The 16,826-nt window shown below is 64.8% G+C and carries 18 protein-coding genes; 13 read left to right on the top strand and 5 right to left on the bottom strand.

What is annotated here, in order from left to right:
* Positions 1 to 83: 83 nt before the first annotated feature.
* The 8 genes from ACFB49_RS08305 (at position 84) to ACFB49_RS08270 (ending at position 9,145) form a co-directional block, all read left to right on the top strand.
* Entirely contained in the window at positions 84 to 1,484 is a 1,401-nt protein-coding gene (locus ACFB49_RS08305; RefSeq protein ID WP_380878324.1) for a cytochrome ubiquinol oxidase subunit I, read from the top strand.
* The gene (cydB, locus tag ACFB49_RS08300; RefSeq protein WP_380878322.1) at positions 1,484 to 2,494 is read left to right on the top strand and encodes a cytochrome d ubiquinol oxidase subunit II; all 1,011 of its coding nucleotides are present in this window, start codon (positions 1,484 to 1,486) and stop codon (positions 2,492 to 2,494) included. The genes ACFB49_RS08305 and cydB overlap by 1 nt, the downstream gene beginning before the upstream one ends.
* Positions 2,481 to 2,609, top strand: coding sequence for a DUF2474 domain-containing protein (locus ACFB49_RS08295; RefSeq protein ID WP_380878319.1), 129 nt, complete (start codon positions 2,481 to 2,483; stop codon positions 2,607 to 2,609). The genes cydB and ACFB49_RS08295 overlap by 14 nt, the downstream gene beginning before the upstream one ends.
* Before the next feature lie 32 nt (positions 2,610 to 2,641).
* On the top strand, positions 2,642 to 3,586 hold the full coding sequence (locus tag ACFB49_RS08290; protein WP_380878316.1) for an XdhC family protein: 945 nt from the start codon (positions 2,642 to 2,644) through the stop codon (positions 3,584 to 3,586).
* The gene (locus ACFB49_RS08285; RefSeq protein ID WP_380878314.1) at positions 3,583 to 4,185 is read left to right on the top strand and encodes an NTP transferase domain-containing protein; all 603 of its coding nucleotides are present in this window, start codon (positions 3,583 to 3,585) and stop codon (positions 4,183 to 4,185) included. The genes ACFB49_RS08290 and ACFB49_RS08285 overlap by 4 nt, the downstream gene beginning before the upstream one ends.
* A gap of 138 nt (positions 4,186 to 4,323) precedes the next feature.
* Positions 4,324 to 6,645, top strand: coding sequence for a TonB-dependent receptor (locus tag ACFB49_RS08280; protein WP_380878311.1), 2,322 nt, complete (start codon positions 4,324 to 4,326; stop codon positions 6,643 to 6,645).
* A 9-nt stretch (positions 6,646 to 6,654) separates the two neighbouring features.
* Positions 6,655 to 8,208, top strand: a complete 1,554-nt coding sequence (locus tag ACFB49_RS08275; protein ID WP_380878308.1) for an FAD-binding protein — start codon at positions 6,655 to 6,657, stop codon at positions 8,206 to 8,208.
* 19 nt (positions 8,209 to 8,227) lie between these two features.
* Positions 8,228 to 9,145 carry an alpha/beta hydrolase family protein gene (locus ACFB49_RS08270; protein ID WP_380878306.1) on the top strand — a complete coding sequence of 306 codons (918 nt, stop codon included), beginning with the start codon at positions 8,228 to 8,230 and terminating at the stop codon, positions 9,143 to 9,145.
* A 3-nt stretch (positions 9,146 to 9,148) separates the two neighbouring features.
* On the opposite strand, the gene ACFB49_RS08265 is transcribed toward ACFB49_RS08270, so the two are convergent.
* Entirely contained in the window at positions 9,149 to 9,790 is a 642-nt protein-coding gene (locus ACFB49_RS08265; protein WP_380878303.1) for a DNA-3-methyladenine glycosylase family protein, read from the bottom strand.
* 83 nt (positions 9,791 to 9,873) lie between these two features.
* Between ACFB49_RS08265 and ACFB49_RS08260 the strand changes: the two genes are divergently transcribed.
* The 3 genes from ACFB49_RS08260 to ACFB49_RS08250 all read left to right on the top strand — a co-directional run bounded on the left by ACFB49_RS08260 (position 9,874) and on the right by ACFB49_RS08250 (position 11,132).
* Positions 9,874 to 10,191, top strand: a complete 318-nt coding sequence (locus ACFB49_RS08260; protein WP_380878301.1) for a 2Fe-2S iron-sulfur cluster-binding protein — start codon at positions 9,874 to 9,876, stop codon at positions 10,189 to 10,191.
* Positions 10,192 to 10,195: 4 nt separating this feature from the next.
* The gene (locus ACFB49_RS08255; protein WP_380878298.1) at positions 10,196 to 10,477 is read left to right on the top strand and encodes an ETC complex I subunit; all 282 of its coding nucleotides are present in this window, start codon (positions 10,196 to 10,198) and stop codon (positions 10,475 to 10,477) included.
* A 103-nt stretch (positions 10,478 to 10,580) separates the two neighbouring features.
* Positions 10,581 to 11,132, top strand: coding sequence for a superoxide dismutase family protein (locus tag ACFB49_RS08250; RefSeq protein ID WP_380878296.1), 552 nt, complete (start codon positions 10,581 to 10,583; stop codon positions 11,130 to 11,132).
* A 3-nt stretch (positions 11,133 to 11,135) separates the two neighbouring features.
* Here the strand turns inward: ACFB49_RS08250 and ACFB49_RS08245 are convergent, their stop codons facing one another.
* Positions 11,136 to 12,755, bottom strand: coding sequence for an MFS transporter (locus tag ACFB49_RS08245; protein ID WP_380878293.1), 1,620 nt, complete (start codon positions 12,753 to 12,755; stop codon positions 11,136 to 11,138).
* 95 nt (positions 12,756 to 12,850) lie between these two features.
* On the opposite strand from ACFB49_RS08245, the gene ACFB49_RS08240 reads away from it, so the two are divergent.
* Positions 12,851 to 13,366, top strand: coding sequence for a low molecular weight protein-tyrosine-phosphatase (locus ACFB49_RS08240; protein WP_380878291.1), 516 nt, complete (start codon positions 12,851 to 12,853; stop codon positions 13,364 to 13,366).
* 104 nt (positions 13,367 to 13,470) lie between these two features.
* Here the strand turns inward: ACFB49_RS08240 and thpR are convergent, their stop codons facing one another.
* Complete coding sequence (thpR, locus tag ACFB49_RS08235; protein ID WP_380878289.1) at positions 13,471 to 14,004, bottom strand: RNA 2',3'-cyclic phosphodiesterase; 534 nt, start codon at positions 14,002 to 14,004, stop codon at positions 13,471 to 13,473.
* A 114-nt stretch (positions 14,005 to 14,118) separates the two neighbouring features.
* On the opposite strand from thpR, the gene ACFB49_RS08230 reads away from it, so the two are divergent.
* On the top strand, positions 14,119 to 14,850 hold the full coding sequence (locus tag ACFB49_RS08230; RefSeq protein WP_380878286.1) for a Bax inhibitor-1 family protein: 732 nt from the start codon (positions 14,119 to 14,121) through the stop codon (positions 14,848 to 14,850).
* A gap of 423 nt (positions 14,851 to 15,273) precedes the next feature.
* Here ACFB49_RS08230 and ACFB49_RS08225 read toward each other — a convergent pair whose 3' ends face one another.
* Both ACFB49_RS08225 and ACFB49_RS08220 read right to left on the bottom strand, forming a co-directional pair.
* Positions 15,274 to 15,897, bottom strand: coding sequence for a glutathione S-transferase family protein (locus ACFB49_RS08225; protein ID WP_380878284.1), 624 nt, complete (start codon positions 15,895 to 15,897; stop codon positions 15,274 to 15,276).
* A complete protein-coding gene (locus ACFB49_RS08220) occupies positions 15,894 to 16,775 on the bottom strand; it encodes a dienelactone hydrolase family protein (protein ID WP_380878281.1) in 882 nt (293 codons plus the stop codon). The genes ACFB49_RS08225 and ACFB49_RS08220 overlap by 4 nt, the downstream gene beginning before the upstream one ends.
* Positions 16,776 to 16,826: the final 51 nt, after the last annotated feature.

The following is a 16,826-nucleotide window of genomic DNA, read 5'->3' as shown; positions in this document are numbered from 1 at the left end:
TCGTCAGGTTGCGTCAGATGCAACCGTAGCGTCGATTTCCTGATTTGCAGCCAGAGGGGCTTGAGCTAGAAGGCCTTTCCGTCATGGCCGATAGCGAAACCGCATTGATCCTGGCGCGAGCGCAGTTCGCGTTCACGGTCTCCTTCCATTTCATCTTTCCGGCCTTCTCGATTGGCCTCGCGAGCTATCTCGCCGTGCTCGAAGGGTTGTGGCTGAAGACGGGCAAGGACCATTATCTCGATCTCTTCCGCTACTGGCTGAAGATCTTCGCGATCGCCTTTGCGATGGGTGTCGTTTCCGGGATCGTCATGTCCTACCAGTTCGGCACCAACTGGTCGGTCTTTTCGGACAAGGCCGGTCCGATCATCGGTCCGCTGATGGCCTATGAGGTGCTGACCGCTTTCTTCCTGGAGGCGGGTTTCCTGGGCGTGATGCTGTTCGGCATGAACAAGGTGGGTAAAGGCCTGCACTTCACCGCGACGCTCGCAGTGGCGGTGGGCACCTTCATCTCCGCCTTCTGGATCCTGTCGGTGAATAGCTGGATGCAGACGCCCGTGGGCTATGCGGTCAACGATGTCGGGCAGTTCGTGCCGGCGGCCGGATGGGCGGACATCATCTTCAACCCCAGCTTTCCCTATCGCCTGGTCCATACGGTGATCGCCGCTTACCTTACGACGGCGCTGGCGGTCGGCGGGGTGGGGGCATGGCATCTGCTGAAGGGCAATCGCAGCCCACAGGTTAAGACCATGTTCTCGATGGCGATGTGGATGGCGGCGCTGGTGGCGCCCGTCCAGATCTTCGTTGGCGACCTTCATGGCCTCAACACGCTCGAGCACCAGCCGGTGAAGGTGATGGCGATGGAGGGCCATTATCGGAGCCACCCCGATGGCGCGCCGCTGATCCTGTTCGGCATTCCTGATAGCGAGGCCGAGACGGTCCATGCCGCGATCGAGGTGCCCAAGCTCTCTTCGCTGATCCTGAAGCATGACCTGAACGCGCCTCTGGCCGGGCTGGATACGGTGGCGAAGGAAGATCGGCCGCCCGTCGGCATTGTCTTCTGGTCGTTCCGGATCATGGTCGGCATCGGCTTGCTGATGCTGACGCTCGGGCTGTGGAGCCTGTTGGCGCGGGCGATGGGCAAGCTCCACGAGTGGCGCTGGCTGCATCGGCTGGCGCTGGTGCTGGGGCCGTCGGGCTTCGTCGCGGTGATCGCCGGCTGGGTGACGACCGAGGTCGGCCGCCAGCCCTGGGTGATCCATGGATTGCTGCGGACGGCGGACTCGGTGTCACCGCTGGCGTCGCCCGCGGTGGGTGCGTCGCTGGTCGCGTTCGTGATCGTCTATTTCAGCGTCTTTGCGGCGGGGACCATCTATATCCTCAAGCTCGCCGGGAAAGCGCCGCACAGCCATGAAAGCGCACCCGATCGTGCGCCGATCCGCAGCGCCGGGATTACGCCGGCGCCCGCCGTGCAGGAGGGCGAGTGATGGACCTGACCGTCATCTGGGCCGGCATCATCGCCATCGCGGTCGCGGCCTATGTGCTGATGGACGGGTTCGATCTCGGCATCGGCATCCTGTTCCCGAAGTTCAGGGTCGGGCGCGAGCGCGACGCGGCGATGAATGCGATCGCGCCGGTGTGGGACGGCAATGAAACCTGGCTGGTGATGGGCGGCGGCGGCCTGCTCGCCGCGTTCCCGCTGGCTTATGCGATCGTGCTGCCCGCGCTCTATGCGCCGCTGATCGCGATGCTGCTGGCTTTGGTGTTCCGCGGTGTCGCCTTCGAGTTTCGCTGGCGCGATCCGGGGCATCGCCGTTTCTGGGATTTCGCCTTCTTCGGCGGATCGCTGGTCGCGACCTTTGCGCAAGGGATAACGCTGGGCGCGCTGCTGCAGGGCATCACGGTCTCCGGCCGCGCTTATGCCGGCGGCTGGTGGGAATGGGCGAGTTGGTTCAGCCTGCTGACGGGGGTCAGCCTCGTCATCGGCTATGCGCTGCTCGGCGCGACATGGCTGATCTGGAAGACTGAGGGACCGCTGCAGGCGGATGCGCGGCGTTTTGCTCGGTTGCTGTTGCCTGCGCTGCTGGTGGCACTTGCCGCCGTCAGCTTGGCAACTCCGTTCCTGGAGGGGCAATATTGGCAGCGCTGGTTCGTCTGGCCGGGCCTGCTAGTGACGGTGCCGATGCCGCTGCTGGTGGCCGTCGCTGCCTTCCTGTTGTGGCGGGGCATCCCTCGCGCGCCGGACTGGCGACCCTTTGTCTGGACGCTAGCGATTTTTGGCCTGTCCTTCGCGGGCCTAGCTATCTCGATCTGGCCGGATGTGATCCCGGGCCGCGTGACGATCTGGGAGGCGGCCGCCCCGCATTCGAGCCAGCTATTCATGCTGATCGGCGCCGGCGTGTTGATCCCGCTGATCCTGGCCTATACCGGCTGGGCCTATTGGGTGTTCCGCGGCAAGGTGGGGGATGAAGGCTATCACGCGCATGGCGACCACTGATCGGCCACTAAGCTTGTGGGCACGCCGCATCGGCTGGTTCGTCGCGATCTGGGCGATCAGCGTTGCGGCGATTGGGGCGGTCGCGTGGCTGCTCCGCCTCTTCATCAAGGCTTGAGCCGGGGGCATGGCCTCCGCTAGGCCACGGCCATGAACAAGACAGGCGACGATCTCGATCAATTGCTGGCAACGGCGCAGGACTGGCTGGACGGCGGTCATCGCGTCGCCATCGCCACCGTCATCGAAACCTGGGGATCGGCGCCGCGCCGGCGCGGATCGCACGCGATCATCCGCGATGACGGGCATTTCGCCGGATCGGTGAGCGGCGGCTGCGTGGAGGGCGATGTGATCGTCACCGCGCAGGAACTGCTGAAGGCGGGTGGCAGCAAGCGAATCGATTATGGCGTGGCGGACGAGGCCGCGTGGCAGGTCGGGCTGGCCTGTGGCGGGCGAATCTCCGTTTTCGTCCAGCCTGTCGATGCGGATCATTATCCGCCGTCGCTGATCGGCCGCATCCGCGAGGAGCGCGCTGCCGGTCGGACCGTGCAGGTCGCGACCGATCTCGAATCCGGGCGGAGCGCGGAAGGCGAGGGACCGGCCGATGCCTTCCAGTCGAGCTATCCCCCGCCGCTCAGGATGATGATCGTCGGCGCGGTGCATGTCGCGCGCAGCCTGGTGCCGATGGCGCGGACGCTGGGCTATGCGCCGCTCGTCGTCGATCCGCGCGGCGCCTTTGCCGCCTCCTTCGCGCTGGACGGGATCGCCGTGGACGAGCGCTGGTCGGACGAGGCCTTTGCAGACTGGCGGCCGGATGCAGCGACGGCGGTGGTGACGCTGTCTCATGATCCGAAGATCGACGATCCCGCGCTCGCCGCGGCGCTGCGGTCGCCGGCTTTCTATATCGCCGCGCTCGGATCGCGCCGCACCCATGCGGCGCGGATCGAAAGGCTCGGCAATATGGGGTTCGAGGCGTTCGATCTCGCGCGTATCCATGGGCCGGCGGGGCTTTCGATCGGCGCGGCCAATCCGCCCGAGATCGCCGTTTCGATCCTTGCCCAGGCGACCGAGCAATTGCGCAAATCGGCGGCGTCATGATCATCGGCGCGATCGTCCTTGCAGCGGGGCGGTCGACGCGGATGGGCAGCAACAAGCTGACCGCCGATCTGGGCGGCAAGCCGGTGGTGGCGCATGTGGTGGACGCGATTGCCGCCGCGGGACTGCCCGTACCGATCGTTGTGACCGGCTATGATGCGCCGGCGGTCGAGGCGGTGCTCGCCGATCGGGAGGCGCGCTTCGTCCACGCTACCGATCACGCCTCCGGCCTGTCGCGATCGCTGGCGGCCGGGGTGCTGGCGACGCCCGCCGAATGGGATGGAGTGATCATCTGCCTGGGCGACATGCCGATGATCCGGGCCGCGTTGCTGCGGAAGCTTGCGGATCGAGCCGTGTCGGGCGCCATCGTCGTCCCGTGCCGCAACGGCCGGCGGGGCAATCCGGTATTGTGGACGCGGCCCTATTTTGAACAATTGTTGATACTTCAAGGAGATGTCGGCGGTAAGGCGCTGATCGAGGCGGCCGCGGCGTCTGTCATTCAAGTTGAATGCGAGGATGAAGGGGCATTGATCGACGCCGATACCCCGGCGGCGCTGGCGGAATTGCGGGCAAAATATAGCGAGATGGACATAAAGCGATAAGCGGACATCGCTTTGCGCATCGCAAGGTCCATCAGTTATCAAAATGAGCAATTGCGGATTCGTGTCTTGAACAGAGGACGCAAAAGGCGTCTCCTCCTGCCAATAGCAAGCAAAATAGACTTGTGGGGAGGAAGAGGAATGAGGACGTGCCTTCATGGCCGGCTGTTGGCCGGCATCAGCCTGATCGCCAGTGCGGCCCCGGCCTTTGCGCAGGAGGCGAACCAACCCGCCCCGCAGGCGGCGAACAGCGGCGGCCTTGAGGAAATCGTCGTTACGGCGCGGCGACAGGAGGAAAACCTCCAGGAAACGCCCGTTTCGGTTTCGGCCCTGTCGCAATTGACGATCGAGCGACTCAATATCCAGGATGTGACCCGCGTCGCGCAGCTCACGCCAAACGTCTCGCTGTCGCAAGGGTCGGGCACGGTCGCAGGCGTCGCCGCCTTCATCCGCGGTATCGGCAATCAGGACCCGCTGCTTTCGCTGGATACGCCGATCGGCATCTATCTGGACGGTGTCTATAATGGCCGCGTCGGTGCCGCCGGCAATTTCGACCTCGTCGATCTGGAGCGCGTCGAAGTGCTGCGCGGCCCGCAGGGCACGCTATTCGGGCGCAACACCACGGGCGGCGCGATCAGCCTCGTCACGCGCCAGCCGCTCGACGAGATGCGCGTCCAGGTGAAGGGCGGCTTTGCCAGTTATAATGAATGGTATGGCCGCGTGTCGTTCGACACGGGCGAACTCGGCAATAGCGGCCTCAAGGCCAATATGGTCTATCTCCACCGCCAGCGCGAAGGCTTCGTCGACAATATCGCCGAACCCAAGGACAGCAAGGATCCGGGCGCGCTGAACGCGGATGCCTTCTACGCGAAGGTTGCCGGCGAATGGGGTGATTTCAAAGCCGCGCTGACCTTCGATTATAATGACCGCCGCGGCGTGCCGCTGGGCTTCCAGATCGCGGCCGTGACGGACGAAGCGGCAACCTATTACGGCCAGTCCCCGGGCCTGGGCGGCGATACGCTGAGCGTCGTCGGCGATCGCCGGCTCAAGAAGATCAATCAGGAACGGACGCCGGGCCAAGTATCGAAGATCTGGGGCACGGCGCTGACGTTGGAATATGCCATCAGCGACACCGTCTCGCTGAAGAATATCGCGTCCTATCGCAAGTTCGATTCATCGCAGCCAACGCGCTATGCCGAGCCCAATCTGTTGGGTCCGGTCGTTACCAATTTCGATCCTTTCACGGTCGAGATTCAGCGGGTGACGCCTTTCTCGGCGCCACAGAAGGTGAAGCAGGACCAGGTTTCGGAAGAGTTCCAGATCCTCGGCAATACCGATCATCTGAAATATGTCGTCGGCCTGTATTACTTCAAAGAGGAGTATTCGGAATTCAATCCGAACTTCTTCACCTTCATCCTGCCGGGGACGGGTGGGACGCTCGCGCTCAACCTGAACCCGATCCTGGATTATAGCGGCGACGCGGAATCCTATGCCGCGTTCGGCCAGGCGACCTGGACGCCGTCGATCCTGGACGAGAAGCTGGATCTCACCTTCGGCATCCGCCAGACCAAGGACAAGAAGTCGATCGACGTGATCAACCAGGCGGCGCCGGGCGCTCCCGCCACGCTGACGAGCAAGAAGGACTCGTTCAACAACACGTCCTACAACGCCGTGATCGACTATCAGTGGACCGATGACATCATGACCTATGCCCGGATCGGCACGGGTTATCGGTCCGGTGGTTTCAACGCCCGCGGGGGTGCGCAGACCTTTCGGCCCGAAGATGCGACGACCTATGAGGCCGGCATCAAGACGGAGTTCCTCGACCGGAGGCTTCGCATCAACGCCGCGGCCTTTTACACCAAATACAAGGATCTGCAGGTGGCGCAGTTCAGCGGGGGCCAGGGCTTCGCTGAAAATGCCAATGCCAATTATCCTGGCTTCGAAGTCGAGTTGACGGCGGTGCCCGTCGACGGGCTGAAGCTTGAAGGCAGCATCGGCTATATCGACCCCGAATATACCTCCTTCCCGCAGCTCAACCCCGATCCGTCGGGGCCGGCGATCATCGACATCTCCGACATCGCCAAATTCCCTTACGTGCCGAAGACGACGACGCATTGGGCGGTGGAATATTCGGCGCCCGCATTCGAGTGGGGGCAATTGTCCTTCCGGCTCGATTATTCGACGTCGAGCAAGCGCTTTTTCCACGCGAGCGATCTGCCCAACATCAATCCGCTCAACAACGCGATCGACGATCCGGGCCAGAAGAACCTGGCGGCGCGCATCACGGTTTCGGATCTCCAGCTTGGCGGTGGCGCTGCCGAGGTTTCGCTCTGGGCGGACAATCTGACCGATCATGACAATGTCGTGGCCGGTATCGATTTCGGCCCCGCGCTCGGCTTCGCGGGCCGCAATTACGGCATGCCCCAGCGCTTCGGCGTGGACCTGAAATTCACTTACTGAGGAATCTCTGTGACAGTGGCTTGGGATGAGGAATGTGACGTCCTCGTCATTGGTTCGGGCGGGGGCGCGCTGGTCGGCGCGCTCACCGCGGCCAAGGCGGGGCTGGATGTGGTGCTGGTCGAAGCGACCGACCGGTTCGGCGGCACCACCGCTTATTCGGGCGGCGGTATGTGGCTGCCCTGCAATGCCGCGCTGAAGCGCGAGGGGGATAACGACACGCTGGACGATGCGCGCGAATATTATCGCGCCGTCGTCGGCGATCGAACGCCGCGTGGCGTTCAGGACGCCTTCCTCGAAAATGGCGCGCGGATGCTCGATTTCCTCGAGAGAGATCCGCACATGGCGTTCGCCGTCTATCCCTGGCCCGATTATTACGGGAAGGCGCCCAAGGCCCGCGCGGGCGGGCGGCACATCATGCCGCTCAACCTGACGCCCGAGGAGATCGGCGAGCTTCGCAATGTGCTGCGGTCGACATTGCCGGTCGAGCGGCTGGGCGAGGCGTTGCCGGACGAACTGGTTGGCGGGCAGGCGCTGATCGGACGGCTGCTGCTCGCGCTCAAGGTGCAGCCGACGGCCGATCTTCGCCTGTCGACCCCGTTCGAGGAGTATGTCGTCGAGGATGGCGCCGTCACCGGCGTCATCGTGCGGCGGGATGGCAAGGCGCAGCGGATCAAGGCACGCCGCGGCGTGCTGGCCGCTGCCGGGGGCTTCGAGCGCAATGAGGCGATGCGGGAGCGTTTCGGTGTGCCAGGTGAGCTTTCGGGCTGCGTCGGTGCGCCCGGCAATATGGGGCGGCCGATCGAGGCCGGCATGGCGATCGGCGCCGACATTGATCTGATGGGCGAGGCCTGGTGGTCGCCGGGCATTTTGCATCCCGACGGCCGTGCGACCTTTGCGCTGGGTTTCACTGGCGGCATCTTCGTCGACGGCAATGGCGAGCGTTTCACCAATGAGTCCGCCGCTTATGACCGGCTGGGTCGCGAGATCGTCGCGGCGGAGGCGGAGGGGCGCCTGACCCGGCCCTTCTGGATGGTCTATGACAGTTCGGCGGGCGTCGAGCCGCCGGTGATATTTCCCACTGTGCCCTTGATCGAGCGGGACGCCTTCGTGGCGGCCGGCATCCGCAAGGAAGGCGCCACGCTGGAGGCGCTGGCGGCCGAGATCGGCGTGCCGGGCGATCGGCTGGCGGCGACCGTCGAGCGCTACAACCGGTTCTGCGAGGCCGGCAAGGACGAGGATTTCGACCGCGGCGGCGAACCCTATGATCGTTTCTTCATGGGCGAGGCCGGGGGATCGCCGCTACTGCCGATCCGGCAGGGTCCGTTCCATGCCGCCGCCTTCTCGATCTCCGACCTCGGCACCAAGGGCGGGTTGCGCACCGATGGAAAGGCCCGCGTGCTGCGTGCCGATGGATCGGTGATCCCAGGCCTCTATGCCGCGGGCAACACCATGGCCGCGGCCAGCGGCACGACTTATCCGGGCGGGGGCAACCCCATCGGCTCATGCGCGGTATTCTCCTGGCTCGCGGCCGAGGACATGATCGCGGCTTCCCCACGCGGATAAGCTGCGTCATGGTGGTGCGATGAAGATCGCGCACCGTTTGAGCCTGTTAGGCGCACTTGCTGTCACCACCTTGTCCGTGGCGACGTGGGCGGCACCAATGCAATGGTCGGACCTCACCAGCCGCCCGCGGCCGGAGCCGACCACGCGGCTACCCTATGGCAAGGGGCCGCTGCAATTTGCCGAGCTCTGGCTGCCGGCGGGGCAGGGGCCGTTCCCCGTGGTGCTGATGGTGCATGGCGGATGCTGGCGCACCGATGTTGCCGATCTTTCGCTGATGAACTGGGCGGCGGAGGATTTGCGCAACCGCGGCATCGCCGTCTGGAACATCGAATATCGCGGGATCGACCGGCCGGGGGGCGGCTATCCGGGCACTTATCAGGATGTGGGCGCGGCCACTGACCTGTTGCGTCAGCTTGCGCCACTGTTCCGGCTCAAGGCGGATCATGTCGTCATCGTCGGTCATTCGGCTGGCGCGCATCTCGGGCTGTGGATCGCGGGGCGGTCGGGCATTCCGGCCAACAGCCCGCTTCACGCCAATCGGCCATTGCCGATCGCCAGCGTCATAGGCTTGGGTAGCGTGCCGGATCTGGAAGCCGAGCAGAATATGCCCGATCGCCCGTGCGACCTCAGCGCATCGGCGAAGGTGATGTCAGGGCCGAAGACGCCGACGCGGACCGATCGCTTCCGGGATACTTCGCCACCCGCCATGGGGCGGTTTCCGGCGAAGCAGATATTGGTGAGCACCAGCGAGGACCGCATTTCGCCGCCCTCCATCTCGGCGGCTTATTCGCGGAAGGTGGCGCTCAACGGGCTCAAGCCGACGCTCGTCACGGTTCCGGGGGAGGGCCATGTCGAACTGATCGCGCCCGGCAGCGAGGCCTGGAACGAGACGGTGACACTGATCGAGCGTGAATTGGGCGTGGCGAAACCCAAATAGGAATCAAACGGGGGCCTTGTCCGCCGGCGCCTTAGCTGCCTGGCCATAGCTGTGCCAGGTGAAGATGGCGGCGGCGCCGCGATGCGGGCTCCACCCATGCGCGACTTCGCGCGTGAGTTTTTCCGACGGGCGCTCGTCCATGCCGAGCAGGCGGCCGACCTCGATCTGAACGGCAAGGTCACCGGCGGGCCATACATCCGGGCGGCCCTCGGCGAAAAGCAGGTAGATTTCCGCCGACCAGCGGCCGACGCCCTTGATGTCGACAAGCTGGGCGATTGCTTCCTCATCGTCCTCAGGTAGCGCATCCAGATTGAGTTGGCCCGACGTCACATGTCCGGCAAGGCTGCGAGCATAGCCGCTTTTCTGGCGCGACAGGCCGGCTGCACGCAGCACCTCATCCGACGCGGCGGCAAGTGCTGCGGGATCGGCGGCGGAGCCCAAAGCGGCATCGAGCCGCTTCCATACGGCGTTGGCGGCATGGACGCTCACCTGCTGGCCGACGATCGTTCTGAGCAAGGTGGAATAGCCGCGATCGCGGAGGCGCGGCTCCGGATAACCGATTGCTTCCAGCCGCCGCGCGAAGGCCGGTTCGGCCCCCGCCAGGGCATCGAGGCTTGCCTTGAGCTGCTCGGCAGTCAATCCCATGTCGCGTCCGCCCTTGATTTCGTAAGTGTGGGCAGACATAGCCGCCCGGAAACTGGCTCGCCGGAGCGAGGGGAGAAACCATAATGCCGAAGCTGTTTGTCGTCACGCGCGAAGGGGAAGAGAAAGTCATCGATGGCCAGGTCGGCCTGTCGGTGATGGAAAATATCCGCGACAATGGTTTTGACGAACTGCTCGCACTGTGCGGCGGCTGCTGCTCCTGCGCGACCTGCCATGTGATCATCGACGCCGGCGACTTCGAAAAGACCGGCAAGGTCGGCGATGATGAGAATGATCTGCTCGACAGTTCCGACCATCGTGTCGATACATCGCGCCTGTCCTGCCAGATCCCGTTCACCGAAGCACTCGACGGCTTGCGCGTCACGATCGCGCCGGAGGACTAAGACAATGCCCGCGGCCCGCATCTACCAGCGCAGCAAGAACGCCATGCAGTCCGGCCGGGCACGCGCCGGCGAATGGGTGCTGGAATATGAGCCCGCCGAGGCCAAACGGCCCGACCCGCTGACCGGCTGGGCCGGATCGGGCGACACCCGCGGGCAGGTGAGCCTGGTATTCCCGTCGCTGGACGCCGCGCGCGCTTATGCCGATGCGGAAGGGCTTGCCGTTTCGGTGGTGCCGGCCGCCGCCAAGACGCTGCGTATCCGCACCTATGCAGAGAATTTCCGCTAAGGATCATTCAGCGCAATCAACCACTTCTTCCCGTGCGTGAAACCGGCGCTATGTTCGAGCGTTACGTTGCCGGACTGATTTCACCAAAACGGGGAGAATGTAGATGCGACATCTGACGATCCTGTCGCCGCTGCTTGCGGCCGGGCTGCTGTCGGCCTGCGCCACCAGCGGATCGGCCGATTCGGCGAGCGAGGCGCCAGCGGTAAATTCGGCCTCGATCAATCTTGCGGCGCCGGACGGGACATCGAAGGGCACCGCGACTCTTACGCAGACCAATACCGGCGTCCGCCTGGTGATCGACGGCCGCGGCCTGACGCCGGGTGGCCATGGCCTGCACCTCCACACCGTCGGCCGCTGCGACGCGCCCGATTTTGCCAGCGCCGGCCCCCACTGGAACCCGAGCCATGTCGTCCACGGCAAGGATGCGCCGGGCGGCCCGCACTGGGGCGATCTGCCCAACCTGATCGTCGGCACCGATGGCACCGGCAAGCTGGAGGCCACGATCGGCGGCACGCAACTGACCGGCGGCCCGAACCCACTGCTCGACGCCGATGGCGCCGCGCTGGTCGTCCACGCCTCCCCGGACGACTATAAGACCGATCCCAGCGGCAACAGCGGCGGCCGCATCGCCTGCGGTGTCGTTACGCCCAACTAAGGTTCAGACCGGCTCCCCCGCCGCCCGGGCGCGCTCGATCAGCGTGGCCTCGGCAGCGGGAAGCAGGCGCGCGCCGATCAGGAACAGAACTACCGCCACAGGCGCAGGGGCGAGCGCGCAGAGCATGGCGAGGCGGAGATCGCCGGTCGCATCGCTGATGAGGCCGGTGATGTAAGGCCCAAGGCCTAGCCCGATCAGGTTGGCGCCAAGAAACTGCACCGCCATGGCGAGGCCCCGCATCCGGGGCAGCACCTGATCCTGCAAGGTTGCGGCCACCGGACCCAGCCATAGGGTAAGGAACAATATTCCGAAAAAATTGGCGGCGTAGAAGAGTGACACGCTCGACGTACTGTATTGGACGATGCTGAACGCGGCGGAGATGGCAGCGGCCGCGATCGCCACGAACAGCCGTCCCGACGGATGGCGCAGGCGTGCCCAATCCCCGATCACGCCGCCAAGGCCGGTGCCGATGCCTCCCGCGGTCGCCGCAATCGCGCCGAGATACCAGCCGTCTTCGGGCTGCAGACCCAGATAGGTCTTGCCGTGGAGGAAGATGAAGGTGCTGAGGCCGTAGCTGCCATAGCTCACCAGGCCGCCGGCAATGACCGGGCAATAGAAGCTCGGCGTGCTCAGCAGCAACCGCGCGGCGACGGGATCGCGCAGGCGGATCGACTGAATCCAGCTCCATGTCGCGTAGACGCCGATGGCGATCGCGACCCACTGGACGAAATTGGTGGTGACAGCGATCCCGCCGATGTCCGCGATCAAGGCGCGCTTGGTGGGATCGAGTAGCTGGTTGGTCGATGCGATCACCAGCGCAGCGGCAGCGGCGCAGGCGATGAGCGCGACTGCATTGGCCGCGATCAGCGATCCGGGCGCATTGTGGCGCTTCAGGCTCAACAGGCTGAAGGGCGGAAACATGGTCGCCATTTCGGCGAAGGTGGCGCGAAAGGGATGGGGATCACCGGGATGCGGATGGCCATCGATCGCGCCGCGCACCGGTTCCCGCACCGTCATCACCACCAATAATGCCAGGATCAGGCCGGGCATGCCGACCGCGAAATAGGCGGCCTGCCAGCCGGCGAGACCGAAGGGCGGATCGACGGGGTAGGCGGCTTCCCACCAGCCGACGATATGCCCGCCGATCATCAGCGAGGCGCCCGCGCCGATGTAGATGCCGCTCATATAGATGGCGAGTGCGGTTGCCCGCTTGGCCTTGGGGAAGAAATCGAGCAGCACCGAGGCCGCGGCCGGCGATGCGCTCGCTTCACCCACGCCGACGCCGACGCGCGCGAGCGCGAGCTGGGCGAAGTTGGAGGCCGTCCCTGAAATCGCCGTCATCGCCGACCAGAAGCCGAGCCCGATCGCGAGCGTCCGCACCCGGTGCCAACCATCGGCGAGCTTCGCCAGCGGAATGCCGAACAAGGCGTAGAAGAGGGCGAAAGCGGTGCCGAACAGCAAACCGACCTGCGCATCGGTGATGCCGAGGTCCGCCTTCAGATACGGCGCGAGGATCGTGATGATCTGGCGATCGATGAAGTTGAAGGCATAGACGACGGTGAACAGGCCCAGGACATACCAGCGGTAGATGCCCCCGCCGGCGGGCTTGTCCGTCTGCACCATTCCCCTCGCATCCTCTTGTTACGGCGGCTTCTGTCGCCCGCCGCTTTGTTCTAGAGCCTCGCAGGGATGGGAGGCCGTGTCCATCCTCATGAAACATGAATCATGGTTCAGGTCGCGTACCTTATCGGGAGATCGCCGTGTCCTTCAACCCCAGTCCATCCGTGCTGTTCGTCTGCCTCGGCAATATCTGCCGCTCGCCGCTGGCCGAGGCCGCGTTCCGGGCGGAGGCGGAACGGATCGGGCTAGACGTGAAGGTGGATTCGGCGGGCACCGGCGACTGGCACCTGGGCCACGCGCCTGACAAGCGCGCGCAGGCGGTGGCGCAGCGCAACGGCATCGACATTTCGACCTATCGAGCGCGGCAGGTGAAACCTGAGGATTTCCGGGACTTCACACATATTATCGCGCTCGACGCCAATAATTTCGCCGATCTCCGGGCGCTGCGGCCGGACGATGCAAGTGCGGAGCTGTCGCTGCTGCTTGATCATGTGCCGGGGCGCGAAGGCGAGGCGGTGGCCGATCCTTATTATGGCGAGGATGCCGGGTTCGACGTGACTTGGAGCGAGGTCGTTGCCGGCGCGAAGGGGCTGGCGGATCGGTTGAAAGGCTGATTCCCTGACATCGTCACCCTGAACTTGTTTCAGGGTCCATTTTTCCTCTTGGGCGATGCCGCCTGCCGCACGGTGGATGCTGAAACAAGTTCAGCATGACGGTTTTAGATCAACGGATAGCGCGCAACGATCTCGTAGGCCGCGCCCTCGCTGCCGAGGTGGCTTTCGTAGAGGCAGAAGTCCTTCATTTCCTGGGGTTCGCCACCCAGGCCGGCGAAATGGGACAGCAGCGGATCGATCGGGGTCGCCTTGCGGCTGAAGCGGGCGATGGTGATGTGGGGCAGGAAGGCGCGGGTGTCTGGCGCGATGCCGATGCGGGACAGCGCCTGATCGACCTTGTTGTGGAGCGCCGTCACCTGATCGTGGGGCGTGACGCCGGCCCACAGCGCGTCGAGCCGCCCGGCGCGATCGAACTGACCGATGCCGTTCAGCGCCAATGCGAAGCGCGGATGGTGGACGCTGCCCAGCGCCGCGGCCACATCTTCGGCCATGTGACGATCGACCTCGCCGATGAAACGCAGCGTGAGATGAAGCTGCTCGTCATCCTGCCAGCGGGCGCCGGGGACGCCGCCCATGGTCGCCAGCAGCGCTTCCCGCATAATGCGCGGCGGGCGGAGGGCGACGAACAAGCGGTGCATGGGGTTCTCCGCAATATCATGTTACAAGGCCGATCCGTTGAAAAGCATCGGCATTCCGCCGATATTGACGGGGAGCGGCGCGAATTGCGACCGCACATATGGAGTTTCGTCACGATGGCAAACTGGTCCGACCCCCGGACGACCGCCGCTGCGAGGGCGACTGCCGCCGGCACGCGCGACGCCGCGATCGACGCGGGTCTGCGCTCGTATATGCTTTCGGTCTACAACTACATGGCTTCAGGCGTGCTGCTGACGGGCCTCGTCGCCTATCTGTTCGCGCGCTCCGGCATGGCGCAGATGGTGTTTTCGGGCGGCGCGCTGCGCTGGCTCGTCATGCTTGCGCCGCTGGCGTTCGTGATGGTGCTGAGCTTCGGCATCAACCGCCTTTCCACTTTCGCCGCGCAGGCCCTGTTCTGGGCGTTCGCGACGGTGATGGGCGTGTCGATGTCGTACATCTTCCTCGTCTATGGCGGGGTCGACATCGCCCAGGCCTTCTTCGCGACCGCGGCCGCCTTCGCCGGTTTGAGCCTCTATGGCTACACCACGAAGCGTGACCTGTCGGCGTTCGGCACCTTCCTGATCATGGGTGTCGTCGGCCTGCTGGTGGCGAGCGTGATCAACATCTTCCTGCAGTCCAGCGGCATGGCGCTGGTGATCAGCTTCCTCGGCGTGCTGATCTTCGCGGGCCTGACCGCCTATGACACGCAGAAGATCAAGAGCATGTATTTCTACGTCGCCGGCACCGAGATGGTCGGCAAGTCGGTGATCATGGGCGCGCTGACGCTCTATCTCGACTTCGTGAACATGTTCACCTTCCTGCTCCACCTGATGGGCAACCGCGACTAATCCCGCGGCCGGAAGGCACAAGAAAAGGGCCCGGTGGAGCGATCCGCCGGGCCTTTTCTTTTTGGGGTTTGGGCAGCCTGGATAAATTCGGAGCAGGGCCGCTATAGGAGTTTTCAGCCCGATTGCGGACTGTCCGGACACGCCCGGCATAGGGGCCATTGAGGGACACGCCCTCTCCCTCGTCACCCCGGACTTGTTCCGGGGTCCACCGCCAGGCTGGGCGAATTCCTAACGGTTCAGGTCTGGGCAGCGTCGCCTGATTCTAGATGCAGCGCCGGCACTCGATCATCAATGCCAGTGTGTGTGTAACGGTGGACCCCGGAACAAGTCCGGGGTGACGAGGGGGGCAATTTCCCCCGACATTGCCGTCGTTCGGAAATCGTCAGGCACCTCCTGAAGCCCGACAGTCGTTCATCGACCGGCCTAGCCGGCCGCGGCCGCCGCCATCGCCGCGTCGTCCAGTTCGCTCGCGCGCTTGAAGGCCGGCCGATCATGGATGCGGGCGACATAATCGGTGAAGGCCGGGCGCGCCTCGAACGTCTTGAACATGAGCCCGAAGGCGATCTGCGATCCGGCGTAGATGTCGGCGGCGGTGAAGGTGTCGCCACAGAAATAGCGGTTCTTCGCCAGATGCTGCTCCAGATTAGCCATCACATTCTCGAAACAGCCATAGCCGACGAAGCCGCGCTGTTCGGGTGTCGGCACCGCCTGCAAGGTCTTGTCGGTCACCGCGGCTTCGATCGGGCCGGCAGCGAAGAACAGCCAGCGATAATATTCGCCGCGCTTGTCGAGAGCGGGGGCGAGGCCGGCGGCGGGAAAGGCGTCCGCCAGATAGGCGCAGATCGCCGCGCATTCGGTGACGACGGTGTCGCCATGCTGTATCGTCGGCACCTTGCCCATCGGGTTGATCGCCAGATAATCCGGCCCCTTCATCTCCGGGCCGTAGGAGACGATTTTGGTGTCGTAGGTCGCGCCAACCTCTTCCAGCATCCAGCGGACGATGCGGCCGCGCGACTGGGGGTTGGTGTAGAAAGTCAGGTCGCTCATGCCAGCCTCTCCTTGAGGAATGCGATCGTCCGCCCCCACGCAAGATCCGCCGCCGCCTTGTTATAGCGTTCGGCCGAGGTGTCGTTGTTGAAGGCGTGCTGCGTGCCTTCGTAGAAATAGGCCTGCACCGGCACTTTCGCAGCCTTGAGCGCATCGATCCAGGGCTGGGCCGTCTTGTTGACGCGATCGTCGGTGGCGGCGAACTGCAGCAGCATCGGTGCCTTCACCTTTGCAGCCTCCGCGGGGTCAGGGCAGGGGCCATAATAAGGCACGGCGGCGTTGAGCGCCGATCCGGCCGCGACGGCCACGCGGTTGGTCATCGCGCCGCCCCAGCAGAAGCCGATCACGCCGGCCTTGCCGTTGCCCTTCTTGTCGGCCTTGACCATGCGCACGGTCGCCGCGCCGTCCTGCACGGCGATTGCAAGGTCGAGCGCGCCGATCATCTCGCGCGCCTTGGCCTCGTCGGCGGGCGTACCCCCGGCCACCGACAGGAAATCGGGTGCAAGGGCGTGGAAACCCTCCAGCGCGACGCGGCGGGTGACGTCACGGATATGATCGTTGAGGCCGCGATTTTCGTGGATGACGATCACCGCGGGCAGCGGCTTCTTGGCGGCGGTGGGGCTTGCCCAATAGCCGCTCATCTTGCGGGTGTTGGCGGTGTTCCAGCTCGTCTCGCCGGTCTTGAGGCGCTTGTCGTCCGTGGCGACGATGGCGGCAGCGGCGGGGTTGGCGGCGATCGCGGCGGCGAGCGCATTGGCGGCGGCGGCGCTGCCGGCGAGCTTGGTCAGTTCGGCCAGGAAGGCCCGCCGGTCATGATGTTCGTGGGTGAAGCTGTCGTAGAGCGCGATCGCGCGGGCACGGAGATCCTTGTCGGTCATCTCACTCTCCTCCGGGGCGGGAATGTCTAACCCGCCCCAGAGGATGAGGCC

Source organism: Sphingomonas sp. DBB INV C78 (genome assembly GCF_042693015.1).
Taxonomy (GTDB): domain Bacteria; phylum Pseudomonadota; class Alphaproteobacteria; order Sphingomonadales; family Sphingomonadaceae; genus Sphingomonas_E.
The sequence above is the reverse complement of the archived record's forward strand: the minus strand, read 5'-3'. Positions and strand labels throughout refer to the sequence as shown.